At 75.5% G+C, this 17181-nt stretch carries 14 protein-coding genes; 6 read left to right on the top strand and 8 right to left on the bottom strand.

What is annotated here, in order from left to right:
- Positions 1-97: 97 nt before the first annotated feature.
- A complete protein-coding gene (locus tag BKA21_RS09430) occupies positions 98-718 on the top strand; it encodes a copper chaperone PCu(A)C (protein ID WP_140457973.1) in 621 nt (206 codons plus the stop codon).
- Positions 715-1980 (top strand): Dyp-type peroxidase, encoded by a 1266-nt coding sequence (locus BKA21_RS09435; protein ID WP_140457974.1) that lies wholly within the window; start codon positions 715-717, stop codon positions 1978-1980. Before BKA21_RS09430 ends, BKA21_RS09435 begins: the two co-directional genes overlap by 4 nt.
- On the opposite strand, the gene mnhG is transcribed toward BKA21_RS09435, so the two are convergent.
- Genes mnhG through BKA21_RS09465 form a run of 6 tightly spaced genes read right to left on the bottom strand, consistent with a single transcriptional unit; the run spans position 1969 to position 8710 of the window.
- A complete protein-coding gene (gene mnhG, locus BKA21_RS09440; protein ID WP_140457975.1) occupies positions 1969-2433 on the bottom strand; it encodes a monovalent cation/H(+) antiporter subunit G in 465 nt (154 codons plus the stop codon). The two genes, BKA21_RS09435 and mnhG, sit on opposite strands and share 12 nt — an antisense overlap.
- On the bottom strand, positions 2430-2882 hold the full coding sequence (locus BKA21_RS09445) for an MrpF/PhaF family protein (protein WP_140457976.1): 453 nt from the start codon (positions 2880-2882) through the stop codon (positions 2430-2432). Before BKA21_RS09445 ends, mnhG begins: the two co-directional genes overlap by 4 nt.
- Positions 2879-3472 (bottom strand): Na+/H+ antiporter subunit E, encoded by a 594-nt coding sequence (locus tag BKA21_RS09450; protein WP_140457977.1) that lies wholly within the window; start codon positions 3470-3472, stop codon positions 2879-2881. The genes BKA21_RS09445 and BKA21_RS09450 overlap by 4 nt, the downstream gene beginning before the upstream one ends.
- Positions 3469-5049, bottom strand: a complete 1581-nt coding sequence (locus BKA21_RS09455) for a Na+/H+ antiporter subunit D (RefSeq protein ID WP_140457978.1) — start codon at positions 5047-5049, stop codon at positions 3469-3471. Before BKA21_RS09455 ends, BKA21_RS09450 begins: the two co-directional genes overlap by 4 nt.
- Positions 5046-5546, bottom strand: coding sequence for a Na(+)/H(+) antiporter subunit C (locus BKA21_RS09460; RefSeq protein ID WP_140457979.1), 501 nt, complete (start codon positions 5544-5546; stop codon positions 5046-5048). Before BKA21_RS09460 ends, BKA21_RS09455 begins: the two co-directional genes overlap by 4 nt.
- Positions 5543-8710 (bottom strand): Na+/H+ antiporter subunit A, encoded by a 3168-nt coding sequence (locus BKA21_RS09465; RefSeq protein WP_140457980.1) that lies wholly within the window; start codon positions 8708-8710, stop codon positions 5543-5545. The genes BKA21_RS09460 and BKA21_RS09465 overlap by 4 nt, the downstream gene beginning before the upstream one ends.
- Positions 8711-9046: 336 nt before the next feature.
- On the opposite strand from BKA21_RS09465, the gene BKA21_RS09470 reads away from it, so the two are divergent.
- The 4 genes from BKA21_RS09470 (at position 9047) to BKA21_RS09485 (ending at position 14191) form a co-directional block, all read left to right on the top strand.
- Positions 9047-10120, top strand: coding sequence for a fatty acid desaturase family protein (locus BKA21_RS09470; protein ID WP_239072880.1), 1074 nt, complete (start codon positions 9047-9049; stop codon positions 10118-10120).
- Between the two features lie 57 nt (positions 10121-10177).
- Entirely contained in the window at positions 10178-10813 is a 636-nt protein-coding gene (gene ybiA / locus BKA21_RS09475; protein WP_140457981.1) for a riboflavin biosynthesis intermediates N-glycosidase, read from the top strand.
- A gap of 10 nt (positions 10814-10823) precedes the next feature.
- Positions 10824-13037 (top strand): (Fe-S)-binding protein, encoded by a 2214-nt coding sequence (locus BKA21_RS09480; protein ID WP_140457982.1) that lies wholly within the window; start codon positions 10824-10826, stop codon positions 13035-13037.
- 101 nt (positions 13038-13138) lie between these two features.
- Positions 13139-14191, top strand: a complete 1053-nt coding sequence (locus tag BKA21_RS09485; RefSeq protein ID WP_140457983.1) for a PIG-L family deacetylase — start codon at positions 13139-13141, stop codon at positions 14189-14191.
- Between the two features lie 90 nt (positions 14192-14281).
- On the opposite strand, the gene BKA21_RS09490 is transcribed toward BKA21_RS09485, so the two are convergent.
- Positions 14282-14875 (bottom strand): GNAT family N-acetyltransferase, encoded by a 594-nt coding sequence (locus BKA21_RS09490; protein ID WP_203793483.1) that lies wholly within the window; start codon positions 14873-14875, stop codon positions 14282-14284.
- Positions 14872-17181: a penicillin acylase family protein gene (locus BKA21_RS09495; protein WP_140457984.1), complete on the bottom strand. Its 2310-nt coding sequence runs from the start codon at positions 17179-17181 to the stop codon at positions 14872-14874. Before BKA21_RS09495 ends, BKA21_RS09490 begins: the two co-directional genes overlap by 4 nt.

Below are 17181 nucleotides of genomic sequence, written 5' to 3' on the forward strand. Positions count from 1 at the left end.
CCGTGCGCTCGCACGGGGTCGACGCACGGCCCGCTCGGTGCGCCCCGGTCACGGCGCTGCCCCCACCCGTGCCCCACCCGCGTCCCCGGAGGACCCCGTGACCCGATCGACCACCACGCCTCACCCCGCCCGCCGCACCGCGCGCGGTCCGCTGCGACCCGCGCTCGCAGGCCTGGCCGTGCTCGGCCTGCTCACCGCCTGCTCGTCCGCCGGCACGCCCGCGGCCACGCCGTCGGCCACGGCCGCGCAGGCCGACGCCCTCACGATCACCGACCCGTGGGTCAAGGCCGCCGACGAGGGCATGACCGCCGCGTTCGGCGTCCTGGAGAACTCCTCGGACCAGGACGTGCGGATCGTCTCGGCGACCACCGAGCTGTCCACGATGGAGCTGCACGAGATGACCACCGACGCGGCGGGCGCGATGGTCATGCAGCAGAAGGAGGGCGGGATCGTCGTCGAGGCCGGCGGCACGCACGCGCTCGCGCCCGGCGGCGACCACCTCATGCTCATGGACCTGACGGCACCGGTCGAGCCCGGCGACGAGATCACCATCACCCTCACGGCCGAGGACGGCTCGACGTTCCAGCTCACGGCGCCCGCCCGCTCGTTCTCCGGCGCGGAGGAGGAGTACGTCGGCGAGGGCGACATGGAGATGGACATGGACGGCAGCACGGCGACCGAGGACGCCCACGGCGACCACGAGGGGCACGACGAGTGACCACCGCAGGAGCGGGGGCCCCGGGCGCGGCGTCGGACGACGCCCGCCCGGGCTCCGGGCCCAGCCGCCGGTCGCTGCTGCGCCTGGGCGCGGCGGCGGCCGGCGGCGCGGCCGCCGCCCTGGCGGGGCGCGGCGCGTGGGACGCAGCGGCGGCGGCACCCGCCCCGGCACCCGTCGCGGCCGACGCGGCCGGTCGGGTCACCGTGCCGTTCCGCGGCGCCCGGCAGGCGGGCGTCGCCACCCCGCAGCCGGCGTTCGTGGCGCTGGTCGCCCTCGACCTCGTCGCCGGTGCCGACCGGGACGCGGTGACGCGGCTCATGCGGATCTGGACGGACGACGTCGAGCGCCTCATGGCGGGCCGGCCGGGCCTGGCCGACACCGAGCCCGAGCTCGCGCAGGTCCCCGCCGCGCTGACGGTCACGGTCGCGTGGGGGCCGGGGGTGTTCACGGCCGCGGGGATCGAGGACCGGCGCCCCTCCTGGCTCGCGCCGCTGCCCGCGTTCGCGGTGGACCGGCTCGAGGACCGCTGGTGCGGGGGCGACCTGCTGCTGCAGGTGTGCGCCGACGACCAGGTGACGGTCGCGCACGCCGTGCGGGTGCTCACCAAGGAGGCCCGCACGTTCGCCGGGGTGCGGTGGGTGCAGCGGGGGTTCCGCAACAGCCCGGGCACCGTGGCCCCGGGGACGACGGCGCGCAACCTCATGGGTCAGGTCGACGGCACCCGCAACGTCGACCCGGACGTCGAGCCGCACCTGGTGTGGCAGGTCGACGACGCCGGGCCGTGGGTGCGCGACGGCTCGTCGGTCGTGGTGCGGCGCATCGCGATGGACCTCGACACGTGGGACGAGCTCGACCGGGTCGGCCGGGAGAACGCCGTGGGCCGGCGCCTCGCCGACGGCGCGCCCCTGACCGGTGCGCACGAGCACGACGAGCCCGACCTCGACGCCCGGGACGCCCTCGGGTTCACGGTGATCTCGGACGCCGCGCACATCCGGCGCGCCCGCACGGACGACCCGACGCACCGGTTCCTGCGCCGCGGGTACAGCTACGACGACACCCCCGCGGCGGGGGCGCTGTCGGACTCGGGCCTGCTGTTCGTGGCGTTCCAGGCGGACCCGGTCGCCCAGCTCGTGCCCGTGCAGGAGCGCCTCGCCGAGGCGGACCTGATGAACCTGTGGACCACCCCGGTCGGCTCGGCGGTGTTCGCGGTGCTGCCGGGCGCCCGCGAGGGCGAGGTGCTCGGGCAGGCGCTACTGGTGTGAGCGGCCGGCCCCGTCGCCGTCGGAGCGCTCCGGCGCGGCGGGGCCGGGCTCGCCCTGCGCGGCGAGCTCGTCGCGGGCCGCCTGCTCGTCGCGGGCCGTGATCGCGTCGAGGTCGCGCGTCAGCTCGTCGACCACGAGCAGGTCGTGGCGGACCTTGCCTGTGCGGTACCCGGCCCGCCCGACCATGTGCGCCGCCACCGGCGCGGTGAGCATCTGGAAGACCGCGACGAGCACGAGCGCCCACACGGCCCCGCCCTCGCGCAGCCGCAGCGCCAGGCCGATCAGCACCAGCACCAGGCCCAGGACCTGCGGCTTGGTGCCGGCGTGCATGCGCGAGAGCAGGTCGGGGAACCGCAGCGCGCCGACGCCCGCGGCGAACGCGAAGAACGCGCCGCCGAGCAGGCACACGACCGCCACCACGTCGGCGACGGTGGTCCACGTGATCGCCGTCATCGGACCTCCCCCTCGGCGCCGCCGCCGTGGTGCTCGGGGTCGGGCGCGTCCTCGACCGTGTCAGCCGTGCTCTCGGGCACGTGCCGGCGGCCCCGGCGGGCCTCTTCCTCCTCCTGCTCGCGCAGGCGACGGGCGGCCTCCTCGGCGGCGACCTCCTCGCGCGTGCGCACGCGGCGCTCGCTCTCGGGCTCCACGGCCGCGAACCGGGCGATCGTCACCGACCCCACGAACCCGACGAGCGAGAGCACCACGAGGATCGGCACCACGTCCGAGCGCTGCCGCACCGCCGCGTACAGGGCGAGCGCGGCGATCACCACGGTCACGACGATGTCGAGCGCGACGGTCCGGTCGAGCATCGACGGACCCTTCTCGGCCCGGATCACGGCGAAGGTCGCGCCGAGCCCGAGCAGCACGGCGCACACCGGCACGACGACGTCGAACACGCTCATCGCGTCACCTCCAGGCGTCCGCCGGGCCGGCCGCGCTCCGGGCGGCGGCGCAGGCCCGCGTCCTCGAGCTCGGCGTCGGAGGCCAGGGCACGCAGCAGCCGCGCCTCCTGGTCGAGCACGTGCTGGCGCGCGGCCTCGATCCCGCCGGACGTCTCGACGTCGAGCACGTGCACGTACAGCCGCCCGGTGAGGCGGTGCGCCTCGACGATGAGCGAGCCCGGCACCAGCGAGACGAGCTCGGCGGTGAGCGTGAGGTACAGGTCGGAGTGGCTGCGCAGCTGCACGCAGACCACCGCCCCGCGGGGCGTGTGCCGCGGCCGCAGCGCGACCATGGACACCTCGAAGGACGCCCGCACCAGGTCGACGACGAACCGCCCGAGCAGCACCGCCAGCGCCCCGGGGTGCACGCGCCCGTGGAAGTCGACCGGCGTCATGCGCAGCCCGGTCGCGACGAGCACCGCCAGCAGGACGCCGTTCACGAGGTTGCCCCAGGTCAGGTCGCCCCACAGCAGCACCCAGACGGCCGTCAGCCACACCACGGTCACGCCGTGGCTGCGCAGGACCGAGCGTCGGCGGGGGTGCAGGCTCATCCGTCCTCACCCCCGACCGTCGCCTCGTCCTGCTCGACGGCCTGCTCGGCGACGTCCGCGGACTCGCCCTGCCCGCGCTCGAGGTCCGGCAGGACGGCGCGCACGTACGGGTCGCGCTCGGCCAGGGTCACGGCGGCGCGCTCGGTGTACGCGTACAGCGGCCCGGCCAGGAAGGTCAGCGCCAGCCCGACGGCGACGAGCGCCCCGGCGGGCACGGCCATGGACGTCGGCACCGGGGTGCGCGGCAGCTCCGCCGGCGGGGTCTGCCAGAACGCCTTGTTCCACGCCTTGATCAGCGCGTACAGGGTGAGCAGCGACGTCACGACCGAGCCCGCCACCAGCAGGTACGCCAGCGGCGTGGCCTGCGCGACGCCCGCCTCCAGCAGCCCGACCTTGCCGAGGAACCCGGACAGCGGCGGGATGCCCGCCAGGTTCATCGCCGGCACGAAGAACAGCACCGCCAGCACGGGCGCGGTCTTGGCCAGCCCGCCGAGCCGGTCCAGCGACGTCGTCCCGCCGAAGCGTTCGACGAGTCCGACGACGAGGAACAGCGCCGTCTGCACGGTGATGTGGTGCGCGACGTAGAAGATCGCGGCCGTCCACCCGGCCTGCGAGCCGAGCGCGATGCCGAAGACCATGAACCCGATGTGGCTGACCAGGGTGAACGAGAGCAGACGTTTCACGTCGTCCTGCGCCACGGCGCCGAGGATCCCGACGAGCATCGTCGCGAGCGCCAGCCACATCAGCACGTCGTCGAGCCGCCCCTCGGGGAACAGCAGCGACTGGGTCCGGATGATCGCGTACACGCCGACCTTGGTGAGCAGGCCCGCGAACACCGCGGTGACGGGGGCCGGCGCCGTCGGGTAGGAGTCCGGCAGCCACGACGACAGCGGGAAGATCGCCGCCTTGATGCCGAACGCGAGCAGCAGCATGACCTGCAGCACGAGGCGCACGCCCGGGTCGATCTCCGGCAGCCGCACCGCGAGCTGGGCGAGGTTCACCGTGCCCGTCGCGGCGTAGACCGCGCCGATCGCGACGAGGAACAGCACCGAGCTGATGATCGCGACGACCACGTAGATCGTGCCCGCCCGGATCCGCTCCCCCGTGCCGCCGAGCGTGATCAGCACGTACGACGCGGCGAGCAGGATCTCGAAGCCGACGTAGATGTTGAACAGGTCGCCGGACAGGAACGCGTTCGACACCCCCGCGGTCAGCGCCAGGTACGTGGGGTGGAAGATCGAGATCGGCGCGTCGTTCTCGCCGTCCGCCTGCCCCTGCGCGAGCGAGTACAGCAGGACGCACAGCGTGACCGCCGCGGAGACCGTGAGCATCAGCGCCGAGAGCCGGTCCGCGACGAGGTTGATGCCCACGGGCGCGGCCCAGTTGCCGACCTCGACGACGAGCGGCGCCCCGTCGGCCAGCACGAGCAGCGCCGCCGCGACCACCAGCACCGCCGTCAGCGTGACGACCGTGACGACCCGCTGCACGCGCGGGCGCCGGTAGAGGGCCAGCGTCAGACCGGCCGCGGACAGCGGCAGCACCACGGGCAGCGGGACCAGCCAGCTCCAGTCGGTCATCGGCCCGCCTCCGGGGTCGGGACCGGCTCGGCCTCGTCGGTCTCGTCGCGGGTCAGCGCCGCCTCCTCGTCCAGGGTCTGCGTGTCGCCGTCGGTGTCGGCGTCCTCGAAGGCGCGCTCGTCACGGGCCGCCAGCCGGGCGATGCGCCGGTCCTCCACGTCGTCCTGGACCTCGTCGTGGCGGTGCAGCTGCCACGACCGGTACGCCATGGCCAGCAGGAACGCCGTCAGACCGAGCGTGATGACGATGGCCGTGAGGATCAGCGCCTGCGGCAGCGGGTCGCTCATCTCGTCCTCGGGCGTGACCCCCACGATCGGCGGGCCGCCCGCGCGGCCGCCGGCCACGAGGATCAGCAGGTTCGTGCCGTTGCCGAGCAGCGCCACCCCGATGATCACGCGGGTGAGGCTGCGCTCCAGCACCAGGTACACGCCGACCGTGAACAGCACGGCGATCGTCACGACGAAGACGAGGTTGGGGCTCGTCACGAGCGCGTTCACGGCGTCACCCCCGGCCGGTCGCCCTGGTCGTCCCGGTCGCCACCGCCGCGCGGCACGGCGAGCGCCCGCACCTCGTCCGCCACCGTCGTCGACGACGTCGTCAGGAGCTCCTCGCCGCCGACCGCATCGCCGGACACCTCGTCCTCGCCCGTCTCGGCCCGCCGGTCGATCTCGGCACCGAGGCTGCGCAGGATGTCCAGCACCAGGCCGACGACGACGAGGTACACACCGATGTCGAAGAACAGGCTGGTCACGAGCTTGACGTCGCCCCACACCGGCACGGTGAACTCGAGGATCGCGGACTGCAGCACCACGCCGTCCTCCAGCATGGCGAGCATGCCCACGCCGGCGGACAGGAACAGCCCCAGGCCCAGCAGCACGCCCGGCTGCACGGGGGCCGCCTCGCCGAGCTCGTACCGCCCGCCCGCGAGGTACCGGACGGCCAGGGCGATGCCCGTGACCAGGCCCGCCGCGAACCCGCCGCCGGGCTGGTTGTGCCCGGAGAACAGCAGGAACACCGAGTAGACGATCATCGTGTGGAACAGCAGGCGCACCACGACCTCGAAGATCACGGAGCGCCGCTGGGGCGCGAGGGTGCGGCCGCCGCGCAGCCACTCCCGGGCGCGGGAGCTGGCCCACGCACCGCGCGGGGGCTCGCCCGTGCCGGCCTGCGCGCGGTCGGGGGTGCCGGCGGGCCCGGGGATCATCACGGAGTCGCCGGCGCGGCGCAGCGCGGCCATGGGGTCGGGCGCCCCGCCCCAGACGGCGCGGTCGACGGGGGCCTCGCGCTCGCGGAAGATCCGGCCCGAGCGGGCGGAGAGGAACACCAGCGACGCGACGCCGGTGGCGGCGACGAGGAGCACGGAGATCTCGCCCATCGTGTCCCACGCGCGGATGTCGACGAGGGTGACGTTGACGATGTTCTTGCCGCCGCCGTACTCGTAGGCCTCGGTGGCGAAGTCCGTCGAGACGGGGTCGTGGACCCGGGCGGAGGGGGCGACGAGCGCGATCCCCGCGACCGTGAGGCCGACGGCGAGCCCGAGGGCCAGGCGCACCCACCGGGACGCGGCCAGGGGCCGGTCGGAGAAGTAGGGCGGCAGGCGGCGCATGACGAGGACGAGCACGACGAGCGTGATGGTCTCGACGAGCACCTGCGTGAGGGCGAGGTCGGGGGCGCCGTAGAGCAGGAACATCCCGGCGACGGCGTACCCGCCGACGCCCATGAGGATGACGGCCTTGAGGCGGCGGCGGGCGCGCGCGGCGAGCACGGCGGACGCGACGGTCGCGACCCCGAACGCGGCCTGCGCGGCGTAGTCCCAGGGGCGCACCTCGGTGGGCAGGGACGTGCCGGTGAGCAGCGCGGTGCCGACGCCGAGCACCCACGTGGTGAGGATGACGCCGAGGTACAGGGGCAGGGAGCCGCGCTGGGTGACGGCGGTGACGTCGGCGGCCAGGTCGTCGAGGCGGCGCATCGAGCGCCGGTAGACGCGGTCGGCCTCGGCGACGGTGGGCACCCGGGCCTGCCAGCGCTCGACACGGTCGCGGGCGAGGAACAGCGCGGCGCCGCCGGCGAGGATCAGCACGGTCAGCCCGAGCGCGGGCGTCAGGCCGGCCCAGAGCACGAGGTGCCCGGGCTCGCCGGCGGGCACGGTGGCGGCGTAGGGGGCGAGCACGTCCTCCCCGAGCTGCGGGAGGAGCGCGACGGCCACGCCGAGCACGGCGAGGACGAGGGCGGGCCACATGAGCAGGAGCGACGGGCGGGACACGCTCGCGGGAGCGGCTGAGCGCTCGCCGCCCTCGGCGAGGCTCGTGCTGGTCGCACCGCCGTCACCGTCCTCCGTGGCCTGCTGGGTGAGCAGCGCGGGCTTGGTCGCGAAGGCGCCCCACCAGAACCGCAGGCCGTACGCGACGGTCAGCGCGGAGCCCAGCACGAAGGCGACGAGCACGACCCACCCGGCGGCGCCGTCCTCGAGGTGCAGCACCGCCTCCAGGCCGGCCTCCTTGGCCACGTACCCGGCGAACGGCGGCAGTCCGATCATCGAGGCGGTGGCCAGGCCGCCGGCGGTCGCCGTCCACGGCAGGGAGCGGCCGACGCCGGACAGGCGCCGCAGGTCGCGCGTGCCGGTCGCGGAGTCCACCGTGCCGACGACGAGGAACAGGGACGCCTTGAACATGGCGTGCGCGCCGAGCATCGCGACCCCGGCCAGCGCGGTCGCCTGGGTGCCGAGGCCGACGAGCAGGATGATCAGCCCGAGCTGGGAGACGGTGCCGAACGCGAGGACCAGCTTGAGGTCGTGCTGCCGCAGTGCGCGGTACCCGCCGAGCAGCAGCGTGGTGCTGCCGAGCACCACCACGGTCCACCGCCACATGGGCAGGTCGGCGAACGCGGGGGCGAACCGGGCGACCAGGTAGACGCCGGCCTTCACCATGGCGGCGGCGTGCAGGTACGCGCTGACGGGCGTCGGCGCGGCCATCGCGGCGGGCAGCCAGAAGTGGAACGGCACCAGCGCGGACTTGGTCGCGGCACCGGCGAGCAGGCACGCGACCGCGACGACGACCACGCCGCTCGCCTCCGGGGGGTCCGCGACGACCGCCGAGAGGGAGTACGTGCCAGCCGCGTGCGCGAGGACCACGAGCCCGACCAGCATCGCCAGGCCGCCCGCGGTGGTGACGACGATGGCCTGCATGGCCGCGCGCCGGCTCGGCTTGCGGTCGGCGTAGTGCCCGATGAGCAGGTACGACGTGACGGTCGTCAGCTCCCAGAACACGAACAGCAGGAGCATGTCGTCGGCGGTGACGAGGCCGAGCATCGAGCCGGCGAACGCGGTGAAGACCCCGCCGAACCGTCCGAGGCCCGACGCGCCCTCCTTGAAGTACGCGGAGCAGTACACGAGCACCAGCGCCCCGACACCGCCGACCACCAGCGTCATGAGCCACGACAGGGAGTCCAGCCGGAACGACAGCTCGAGGCCCAGGGTGGGGATCCACTCGACGACCTGCACCGGCCCGCGGCCCGCCTGGACCTGCGTCGTCCACGACAGCGCCCAGGCCACGGCAGACGCGGGGGCGAGCGCCAGGATCCAGAACGCGCGCCGGCCCAGCCAGGCGATCAGCGCGGGCGCGACGAGAGCCGCTGCGAGGTGCACGACGAGCAGCAGCAGCACGTCCGGCTCCGTCCTGGTCGGGGGCGGTGGTCGGTCGGTGGACGCCGCGTGCGGCGCGGGCCGCGCGGCGTCAGGGTGTGGTCGGTGTGAAGGTGCGACCACGCACGGCGACGCAGGTCAGCGCCGTCGTGATGGACGAGGGAACGCGTCGATCCTAACAACGGACCCCGGAACCGGCCCGGCGGCCCGCCGTGCCCCTAGAGTGGGTCGCGCCACAGGGACGCGGCGCGACCCGTCGGCACCGCACGTCGCCCGGCACGCCCAAGGAGCCCCGATGACCGATCGTCGCCCGCCCCTCCCGCCCACGGCCCCGTCCGGACCGGCCCGGTGACGGCCGTGTCGAGCGAGGCCGCCGGATCGGTCCGCGAGCGCCAGGTCAGCACCTTCACCGCCCTGGCCCGCACCGTGCAGGAGTCCGGGCTGATGCGCCGGCGGTACGGGTACTACTGGACGACGTTCGCGGTCCTCACCGCGCTGATCGCGGCCACGTTCGCCGCGTTCGTGATGATCGGCCCGTCGTGGTGGCAGCTCGTCGTCGCGGCCGTGCTCGCGGTGCTGTTCGGCCAGGTCATGTTCCTCGGTCACGACGCCGCGCACCGGCAGATCTTCGAGTCGGGCCGCTGGAACGACTGGGCCAGCCTGGTCATCGCGAACCTGTACGCGGGCATGAGCTACGGGTGGTGGCAGCACAAGCACTCGCGCCACCACGCCAAGCCGAACCAGGTCGGTGCCGACCCGGACATCAAGACGGGAGCGCTGGTCTTCCACACCGAGGACCTGAAGGAGCCCCGCTCGGGCCTGGTCGGCTGGTTCACGGCGCGGCAGGGCTGGCTGTTCTTCCCGCTGCTGCTGCTCGAGGGCCTCAACCTGCACATCTCGGGGATCAAGACGATCTTCGGCCGCGGCCCGGTCAAGCGGCGCCCGGTGGAGATCGCGTTCGTGACGCTGCGCCTCGGCGGGTACCTGGCGCTGGTGTTCTGGCTGCTGCCCGTCGGCATGGCGTTCGCGTTCCTGGGCGTGCAGCTCGGGCTGTTCGGCCTGTACATGGGGGCGGTGTTCGCGCCCAACCACAAGGGCATGCCCATCGTGCCGCCGGACTCGCGCATCGACTTCCTGCGCCGCCAGGTGCTCATGAGCCGCAACGTGCGCGGCGGCCGGGCCACGGACCTGTTCATGGGCGGCCTGAACTACCAGGTCGAGCACCACCTCTTCCCGTCGATGCCGCGCCCGAACCTGCGCAAGGTGCAGCCGGCGGTCAAGGCGTTCTGCGCCGAGCACGGCATCAGCTACACCGAGACGGGTCTGCTGCGCTCGTACCGGATCGTCGTCGAGCACCTCAACCGCGTCGGCCTGGCGGCCCGCGACCCGTTCCAGTGCCCCCTGACCGCGGAGTACCGCTCGGCCCGTTGACGCAGCGGCACGCGAAAGGGCTGGGTCGCGCGCGTCCGGTCCGGGACGATGACGCCCATGGGTGACGTCGTGCCGGACCAGGTGCTGGCGGCGCGGTCCGTCGCGGCGCTGGTCGCAGCGTGCGCGGCGGGTGGCGTGCCGCGGTTCGTGCACTTCTGGGGCCACCGGCCGCGGCCCGACGGGGCGCTCGGGCGGGGCTGCTTCAGCCAGTGGTGGCCGTCGCCGTTCCAGGTCGACGGGCGCACGTTCGCGTCGGCCGAGCACTGGATGATGTGGCGCAAGGCCGTGCTGTTCGACGACACGGAGCGGGCGGAGCAGGTGCTGACCGCCCGCTCCCCCGCGCACGCCAAGGCCCTGGGGCGCGAGGTCCGGGGGTTCGACGAGGACGTGTGGGCCGCGCACCGGTGGCACGTGGTCGTCGAGGGCTCGGTCGCCAAGTTCGACGCCGACGATGCCCTGCGCGCCTACCTGCTGGGCACCGGGTCGCGGGTGCTGGTCGAGGCGTCGCCCGTGGACCGCGTGTGGGGCGCGGGGCTGACGGCCGACCACCCGGACGCGGACGTGCCGGCACGGTGGCGCGGGCTGAACCTGCTCGGGTTCGCGCTCATGGAGGCCCGCGCGGTGCTGGCGGCACGCGCAGCAGGGCGGATCGGTGGGACCTCGGTGCGGTCGCGCGGGGGTGGCGCCCGTTAGCGTGTCCGCCGTGGGCTGGCTCCAGGTGGTGTGCATCGGTCTCGTCGTCGTCGCGACGGTCGTCGGCGTCGGCGTGTTCACGCGCGGCGTCGTCGTCATCGTGCGGACGATCCGCGTGGGACGGCCGCTGCCGGGGCGGTGGTCGCCGGCGGGCGCGCGGCTGCGGACCCTGGCGCGCGAGGTGCTCGGGCACGAGCGGTTCCGGCAGCGGCCGGCGGTGCGGGCGGCGCACTGGGTGGTGATGCTGTCGTTCCCGGTGCTGTTCCTCACGCTGCTCACCGGGTACGGGCAGCTCGTCGACCCGGCCTACGGGCTGCCGCTGATCGGGCACTGGGTGCCCGTCGAGTGGGCCGTCGAGGCGTTCGCGTGGCTGGGCCTCGTCGCCATCGCCGGCCTGGTGGTGCTGCGGGTGCGGACCCGGCCGCGGGCGTCGCAGCCGGACGCCGAGCAGCGCCGGTCGCGGTTCTTCGGGTCGAACTTCGCGTGGGCGTACGTCGTCGAGGCGACGATCCTGCTGGTCGTCGTCGCCGTGGTGCTGCTGCGCGGGCTGGAGTACGCCCTCGCCGTGCAGGACGGCGAGCCGTGGGCGAGCGCCCTGCACTTCCCGCTGACCGCGTGGTTCGGGCAGGCGTGGGTCGGTGCGGACCGGGCCACGCTCGAGGCGTGGGTGCTGGTCGTCGCGACCGTGAAGATCCTCGTGTCGATGTCCTGGTTCGTGGTCGTCGGCCTGCAGCCCACGATGGGCGTGGCGTGGCACCGGTTCCTCGCCGTCGTCAACGTGTACGCCCGGCGTGAGCCCGACGGCGGCCCGGCGCTCGGGCCGCTGACCCCGCTGCGCGACGGCGACGGGAACCCCCTCGACCTGACGGCGGTGGACGACCTGCCGGACGACGTGCGCCTGGGCGTCGGCGCGGTCGAGGACCTGCCGTGGAAGGGCCTGCTCGACGTCGCCACGTGCACCGAGTGCGGGCGCTGCCAGGACCAGTGCCCCGCGTGGGCGACCGGCAAGCCGCTGAGCCCCAAGCTCCTCACCCTCGCGCTGCGCGACCACGCGGCCGCGACCGCCCCGTACGTGCGCGCCGCCCGCGCCGCCGGCGCCACCGACGAGGCGCAGGTCGACCCGCACCTGGGCGTCGACCTCGTCGCGTCGGGCGTGATCGACCCCGACGTGCTGTGGTCGTGCACCACCTGCGGGGCGTGCGTGCAGCAGTGCCCGGTCGACATCGAGCACGTCGACACGATCGTCGACATCCGCCGCTACCAGTCGCTGATGGAGTCCGCGTTCCCCGCCGAGCTGGGCGGCACGTTCACCAAGATGGAGCGGCGCGGCAACCCGTGGGGGCTGCCCGCCCGCCAGCGCCTCGACTGGGCCAAGGGCCTGGACTTCGACGTGCCCGTGGTCGGGACGGACGTCGAGTCCGCCGCGGACGTCGACTGGCTCTTCTGGGTCGGCTGCGCGGGCGCCTTCGAGGACCGCGCCAAGCGCACCACCCGCGCCGTGGCCGAGCTGCTGCACGCCGCGGGCGTCACGTTCGCGGTGCTCGGCGACGGGGAGACCTGCACCGGCGACCCCGCCCGGCGCGCCGGCAACGAGGCGCTCTACCAGATGCTCGCGGCGCAGAACGTGGAGACGCTGAACGAGGTGGGCGCGCAGCGCATCGTCGTGACCTGTGCGCACTGCTTCAACACGATCTCGCGCGAGTACCCCGCCGCGGGCGGCCGCTACGAGGTGCTGCACCACACCCAGCTGCTTGACACCCTCGTCGCCGAGGGCCGGCTGCGGTTCGCCCCCGGCACCGGCGACGACGGCACGGGCACCACCGTGACCTACCACGACCCCTGCTACCTGGGCCGCCACAACCAGGTCTACACCCCGCCGCGCGACCTGCTCGCCGCCGCCGGGGTCACGGTCGCCGAGATGCCGCGCAACCGCGAGACGTCGTTCTGCTGCGGCGCCGGCGGTGCGCGCATGTGGATGGAGGAGACCATCGGCGAGCGCATCGGCACGGTCCGCGCGGCCGAGGCCGTCGCCACCGGCGCGAGCGCCATCGCCACCGCCTGCCCGTTCTGCACGGTCATGATCGGCGACGGCGTCGCGGCGCACGCCCGCGCGTCGGCCCCCGACGACGCGGTGCCGGCAGCCGCCCCGGTCCCTGCGCAGGTCGGCGTCCCCGAGGTCGCCGACATCGCCGTCCTCCTGCGCGACCGGCTCGACCGGACCTGACCCGGGCGACGGCGCGCGGCACCGACCCCGCGGGCGCGCGCCGAGCACCCGGGACCCCTACCGTGGCGGTGCAGGACGGCCCAGCCGGGGGGAGAAGGCCGATGGTGCGACCGCCGTTGCGCGTGCTCGTGGTGCTGCAGGACCACCGTGCCGCCGGGCACGCCGCGCAGGTGCTGCGCGGCGCCGGTGCGGACGTGGTGACGGTCGCGGACCCGGCGCACGCACCCACCGCCGCCGCGGCCGGCGACCCCGACGTCGTCGTCGCAGACGCCGACCTGCTCACCCGGGCGGGTCGGGTCGTCGAGACGGTGCGCACGCAGGCGCCGGACGCCGCGGTGCTCCTGCTGACCGACCGGCTCGACGTCGAGGGAGCGCTCACCGCGCTGCGGCACGGTGCGCAGGACCTGCTCGTCGCTCCCGTCGACGGACCCGCGCTCGTCGCCGCCGTCGAGCGGCTCGGCGCACGGGCACGCGGCGCGCGCTCCCGCACCCGGCGCGCGGTGGTCCTCGCGGTCGGAGCGCACCCGGACGACGTCGAGATCGGGGTCGGCGGCACGCTCGCCGCACACCGGGCACGCGGGGACGCGGTGGTGGTCCTGACGCTCTCGCGCGGGGCCCGGGGCGGTGAGGCCGCCGTGCGCGAGGCCGAGGCCGTCGCGGCCGCGGAGCTGCTCGGGGCGCGGCTGTTCCTGCGCGACCTGCCCGACACCGCGCTCGGCACGAGCGGTGCGACGCTCGCCGCCGTCGAGGAGGTCGTCGCCGAGGTCCGCCCCGACGTCGTGTACACGCACGGCGCCCACGACCGGCACCAGGACCACCGCGCGGTGCACGAGGCGACCGTGGTCGCCGCCCGCCGCGTGCCGTTCGTGGCCTGCTACCAGAGCCCGTCGTCGACCGTCGACTTCCGTCCGACGTCCTACGCGACGATCGACGGGCACGTCGAGACCAAGCTGGCGCTGCTGCGGTGCTACGCCTCGCAGTCGGCCGTACGGGTCTACCTCGACCCGGCGCTCGTCGTGGCGACGGCCCGGTACTGGTCGCGCCTGGGCGACGGGGACGCGGTCGAGCCGCTCGAGGTCGTCCGCGACGTGACGCCCGCCCACGCCGTCGCGACCACCCGCAGCACGGCGGCGGCCCCGACCGCCGAGGTCTGAGGCGGAGCGGGACGACGTCCTGCGCCCGCGACCCGTCCGCGGACGGCGTCGAGCCCGCGCGCCCAGGCCCGACCGGCCCGACAGGGCTGCTCAGCGGGTGACGAAGAAGAGGCGGGCCCGCTTGGTGGGCAGGTCGACCTCCGGGCCGAGCTCGGCGCCGAAGAGGAGGGCCCGGCGCAGCATGGGGGTGTTGCGGGCGTCGGGCTCGCCGACCAGTCGCCGCACGCCGGGCTGGTCGAAGAGCACGTCCGCCAGCGCGACGAACAGCCGGCTCGTCCAGCCGGTGCCGCGGACGTGCGCGGGCCGCCCGCCCAGCAGGACGTGCAGGCCGAGGTCGCCGGGCTGCACGTCGTAGACCTCGCCGACGGGGTCGAGCGCGGGCTCGTAGACCTGCAGGAGCACCACCGGCGCGCCGTCGAGGCGGACGAGCAGCGCGTGGTGGTGGTCGAGGCGGTCGACGTACGCGTACGTCTCGCGCAGCTCCTCGCGGGTCAGCTCCGCCAGGCCCCAGAACTGGGTGCCGCGGGCCGTGACCCACGCGTGCAGCACGTCGAGCTCGGCGTCCGGGTCGAGCACCGTCGTGGTGAGGGTGCCGAGGCCCGGCAGGTCGCGCTCGTCGACGGTGCCGCCGCGGCCGAGGGCGGCCAGGTGCGCCGTGACGCGGTCGGGGGCGGTCGCCGTCACGGGCGGTCCCCCGCGTCGTCCGGGTGGTCGGAGCCGTGCTCGCGCGTGAGGGCGTCCCACGCGGTGACGACCTGGACCGTCTCCGCCGCGGCCCAGCCGGGGTGCTGGTCGGCGAAGTGCTCCGACGCCGGGTCGCCGGCGCTGCCGAACGGCACGCCCCAGCGGCTGGCGTCGCGGTCGGCGAGGTCCCACACCCAGCGGGCCACGGAGCCACGGAACGCCCGGTCGGTGACGCCCGGCACGGTGCCGGTGCAGCGCACGGTGTCCTGGTCGCCGCCGAGCGGCACCGGCGGGACGACGGGGACGGCGGCGCCGGGCACCTCGGCGAGCACGTGGGTGGGGCGCACGGTGTGCCGGTCGCCCCAGGTGCCCACCTGCCCGCCGGCGACCTGCTCGAGCGCGGCCCGCACGTGCGCGGGACCGTCACCCACGAGGTCGGGGCGGGCCAGCAGGCCGGGGAGCACGGCGGCGACGCGGCCGCGCAGGCCGAACCACGCGTCCCAGGCCTCGCCGAGGCCGTGCGGCGCGGCGAGCGGTGCCAGGCCGGGCTCGGCGCACAGCCGCACGACGAGCGCGGACCGCAGCGCCGCGAAGAGCCCGGCGCCGACCGAGCCGGCGTCCATGCGCCGGTCCCAGGCCAGCAGCCGGGTGCGCACGGCGGCGACGGCGGGGCTCAGGGTCGGGGAGCCGGGCGCGACGGCGTCCGCCACGAGCGCGAGCAGGGGCTCCGCACCGGCCAGGTGCGTGTCGGCGTGGATCTCCGCCATGTCCGGCGGCCCGAGGGGGCGGTCGCGGCGCTCCGCGAGCAGCGCGCGGACGCGGTCGCCGCGGTGGGGCGCGTAGACGCTGCCGTGGTCGCGGGCCGGGTCGGCGGGGCGCTCGTTGGCGTCGGCGGCCTGGTCCGTCACGACCGTCGGCGGGGCCAGGGGACGCCACGGACGGGGCACGTGCGGGGGCTCCCAGGCGTCGAGCGGCAGCAGACGCTGCTCGGGCGGGCGGTCGGCGGCGCGCCCGGCGTCGAACGCCAGCACGGTGCCGTCGGCGTCGGCGGCCAGCACCCGGTTGACGGGGTCGACCCAGCCGGCCATCGCCGCGGCCACGTCGTGCGCGGTGCGGGCGCGCAGCAGGGGGCGCAGGCAGCCGAACCCGAGGTCGTCGTCGACGCGGGCCTGCAGGCGCAGCGCGTACCCGGCCTCGAGGTGCACGGCGACGAGCGGCACGGTCTCCTGCTCGCCCGCGGGGCGGCCGTCGTCGGGCACGTCGTCGACGGCCGCGGAGGTCGAGCCCTGCGGGTCGGGCGCGTGCGCACCCGCCCACGCCGGGTCGTGCGGGTCGAGGCCGCGGACCACGACGACGCCGCGGGCAGTCTCCAGCACCTCGACGTCCACGGGTGCGCCGCCGCGGACAAGCACCTGCTCCGTCGTCGCGTCGCACGGCTCCCAGCAGCCGGGCCCGCGGGCCTCCCACCGGCCGTCGCGCCGCCCGCCGGTGCGGCGCAGCAGCTCGCGGAACAGCTCGCCGGAGTGCGCGACCGCGTTCGTGATGCCCCACGCGGTAGTACCGGTGTGCGCGAAGTGCGGCACCCCCGGCACGCCGGGGAACGCGAGACCCAGCACGTCGTACGCGTCGCACGCGAGACGCACCTGCTGGTAGACGCCCGGCAGCTCGAGCACGCGGTGCGGGTCGCCGGCCAGCAGGGGGTGCCCGGACGTGGTGCGGGACCCGTGCAGGGCCCACGCGTTGGAGCCGCTGCCCGGGTCGTCGGCCGCGGGCTCGAACAGCCGCACGAGGTCGAGCGGGTCCGTGCCGGCCAGGCCCGGGTGCCCGGACGCGCGGGCGGCGCGCACCAGGTGGTCGTGCCAGAGCACGCGCGGCGCGGACGAGAACAGCGCGTGGTTGACCAGGAAGACCGCCAGCGGCGCCCAGGCCGGCCACGGGTCCCAGCCCGTGGTGCCGCCCAGCACGCGGTCGAGCTCGACGACCTCCGCCACCGGCCCGGCGGCCGCGAGCCCGGCGTTGACCCCGTCGACGTACGCGCCGACCCAGGCGCGGTCGTCGTCGCCGAGGGCGGCGTACGCGCGCTGCGCGGTGGACGCGAACCGGGCGCGGCGCGCGAGCACGTCCCACGCCACGCCCGCGGGGCCGACGTGCTCGGCCATCCGCCCCTGGGCGCGCCACAGGTCGGTCTGCACCTGCCACGCCCGGTCGCGCGCGGTGACCCAGCCCTGCCCGTACGCCAGCGCACGCTCGTCGGACGCGCGCACGTGCGGGACGCCCTGGGCGTCCCGGAAGACCTCGAAGCTCAC

The sequence above is a fragment of the Cellulomonas oligotrophica genome, from assembly GCF_013409875.1.
GTDB lineage: Bacteria > Actinomycetota > Actinomycetes > Actinomycetales > Cellulomonadaceae > Cellulomonas > Cellulomonas oligotrophica.

What these genes read in the sequence shown, in the direction of transcription:
- BKA21_RS09455 (WP_140457978.1), bottom strand. Translation starts at nt 5,049, where the DNA reads ATGACCGACTGGAGCTGGCTGGTCCCGCTGCCCGTGGTGCTGCCGCTG.
- BKA21_RS09450 (WP_140457977.1), bottom strand. Translation starts at nt 3,472, where the DNA reads ATGAGCCTGCACCCCCGCCGACGCTCGGTCCTGCGCAGCCACGGCGTG.
- mnhG (WP_140457975.1), bottom strand. Translation starts at nt 2,433, where the DNA reads ATGACGGCGATCACGTGGACCACCGTCGCCGACGTGGTGGCGGTCGTG.
- ybiA (WP_140457981.1), top strand. Translation starts at nt 10,178, where the DNA reads ATGGGTGACGTCGTGCCGGACCAGGTGCTGGCGGCGCGGTCCGTCGCG.
- BKA21_RS09485 (WP_140457983.1), top strand. Translation starts at nt 13,139, where the DNA reads ATGGTGCGACCGCCGTTGCGCGTGCTCGTGGTGCTGCAGGACCACCGT.
- BKA21_RS09445 (WP_140457976.1), bottom strand. Translation starts at nt 2,882, where the DNA reads ATGAGCGTGTTCGACGTCGTCGTGCCGGTGTGCGCCGTGCTGCTCGGG.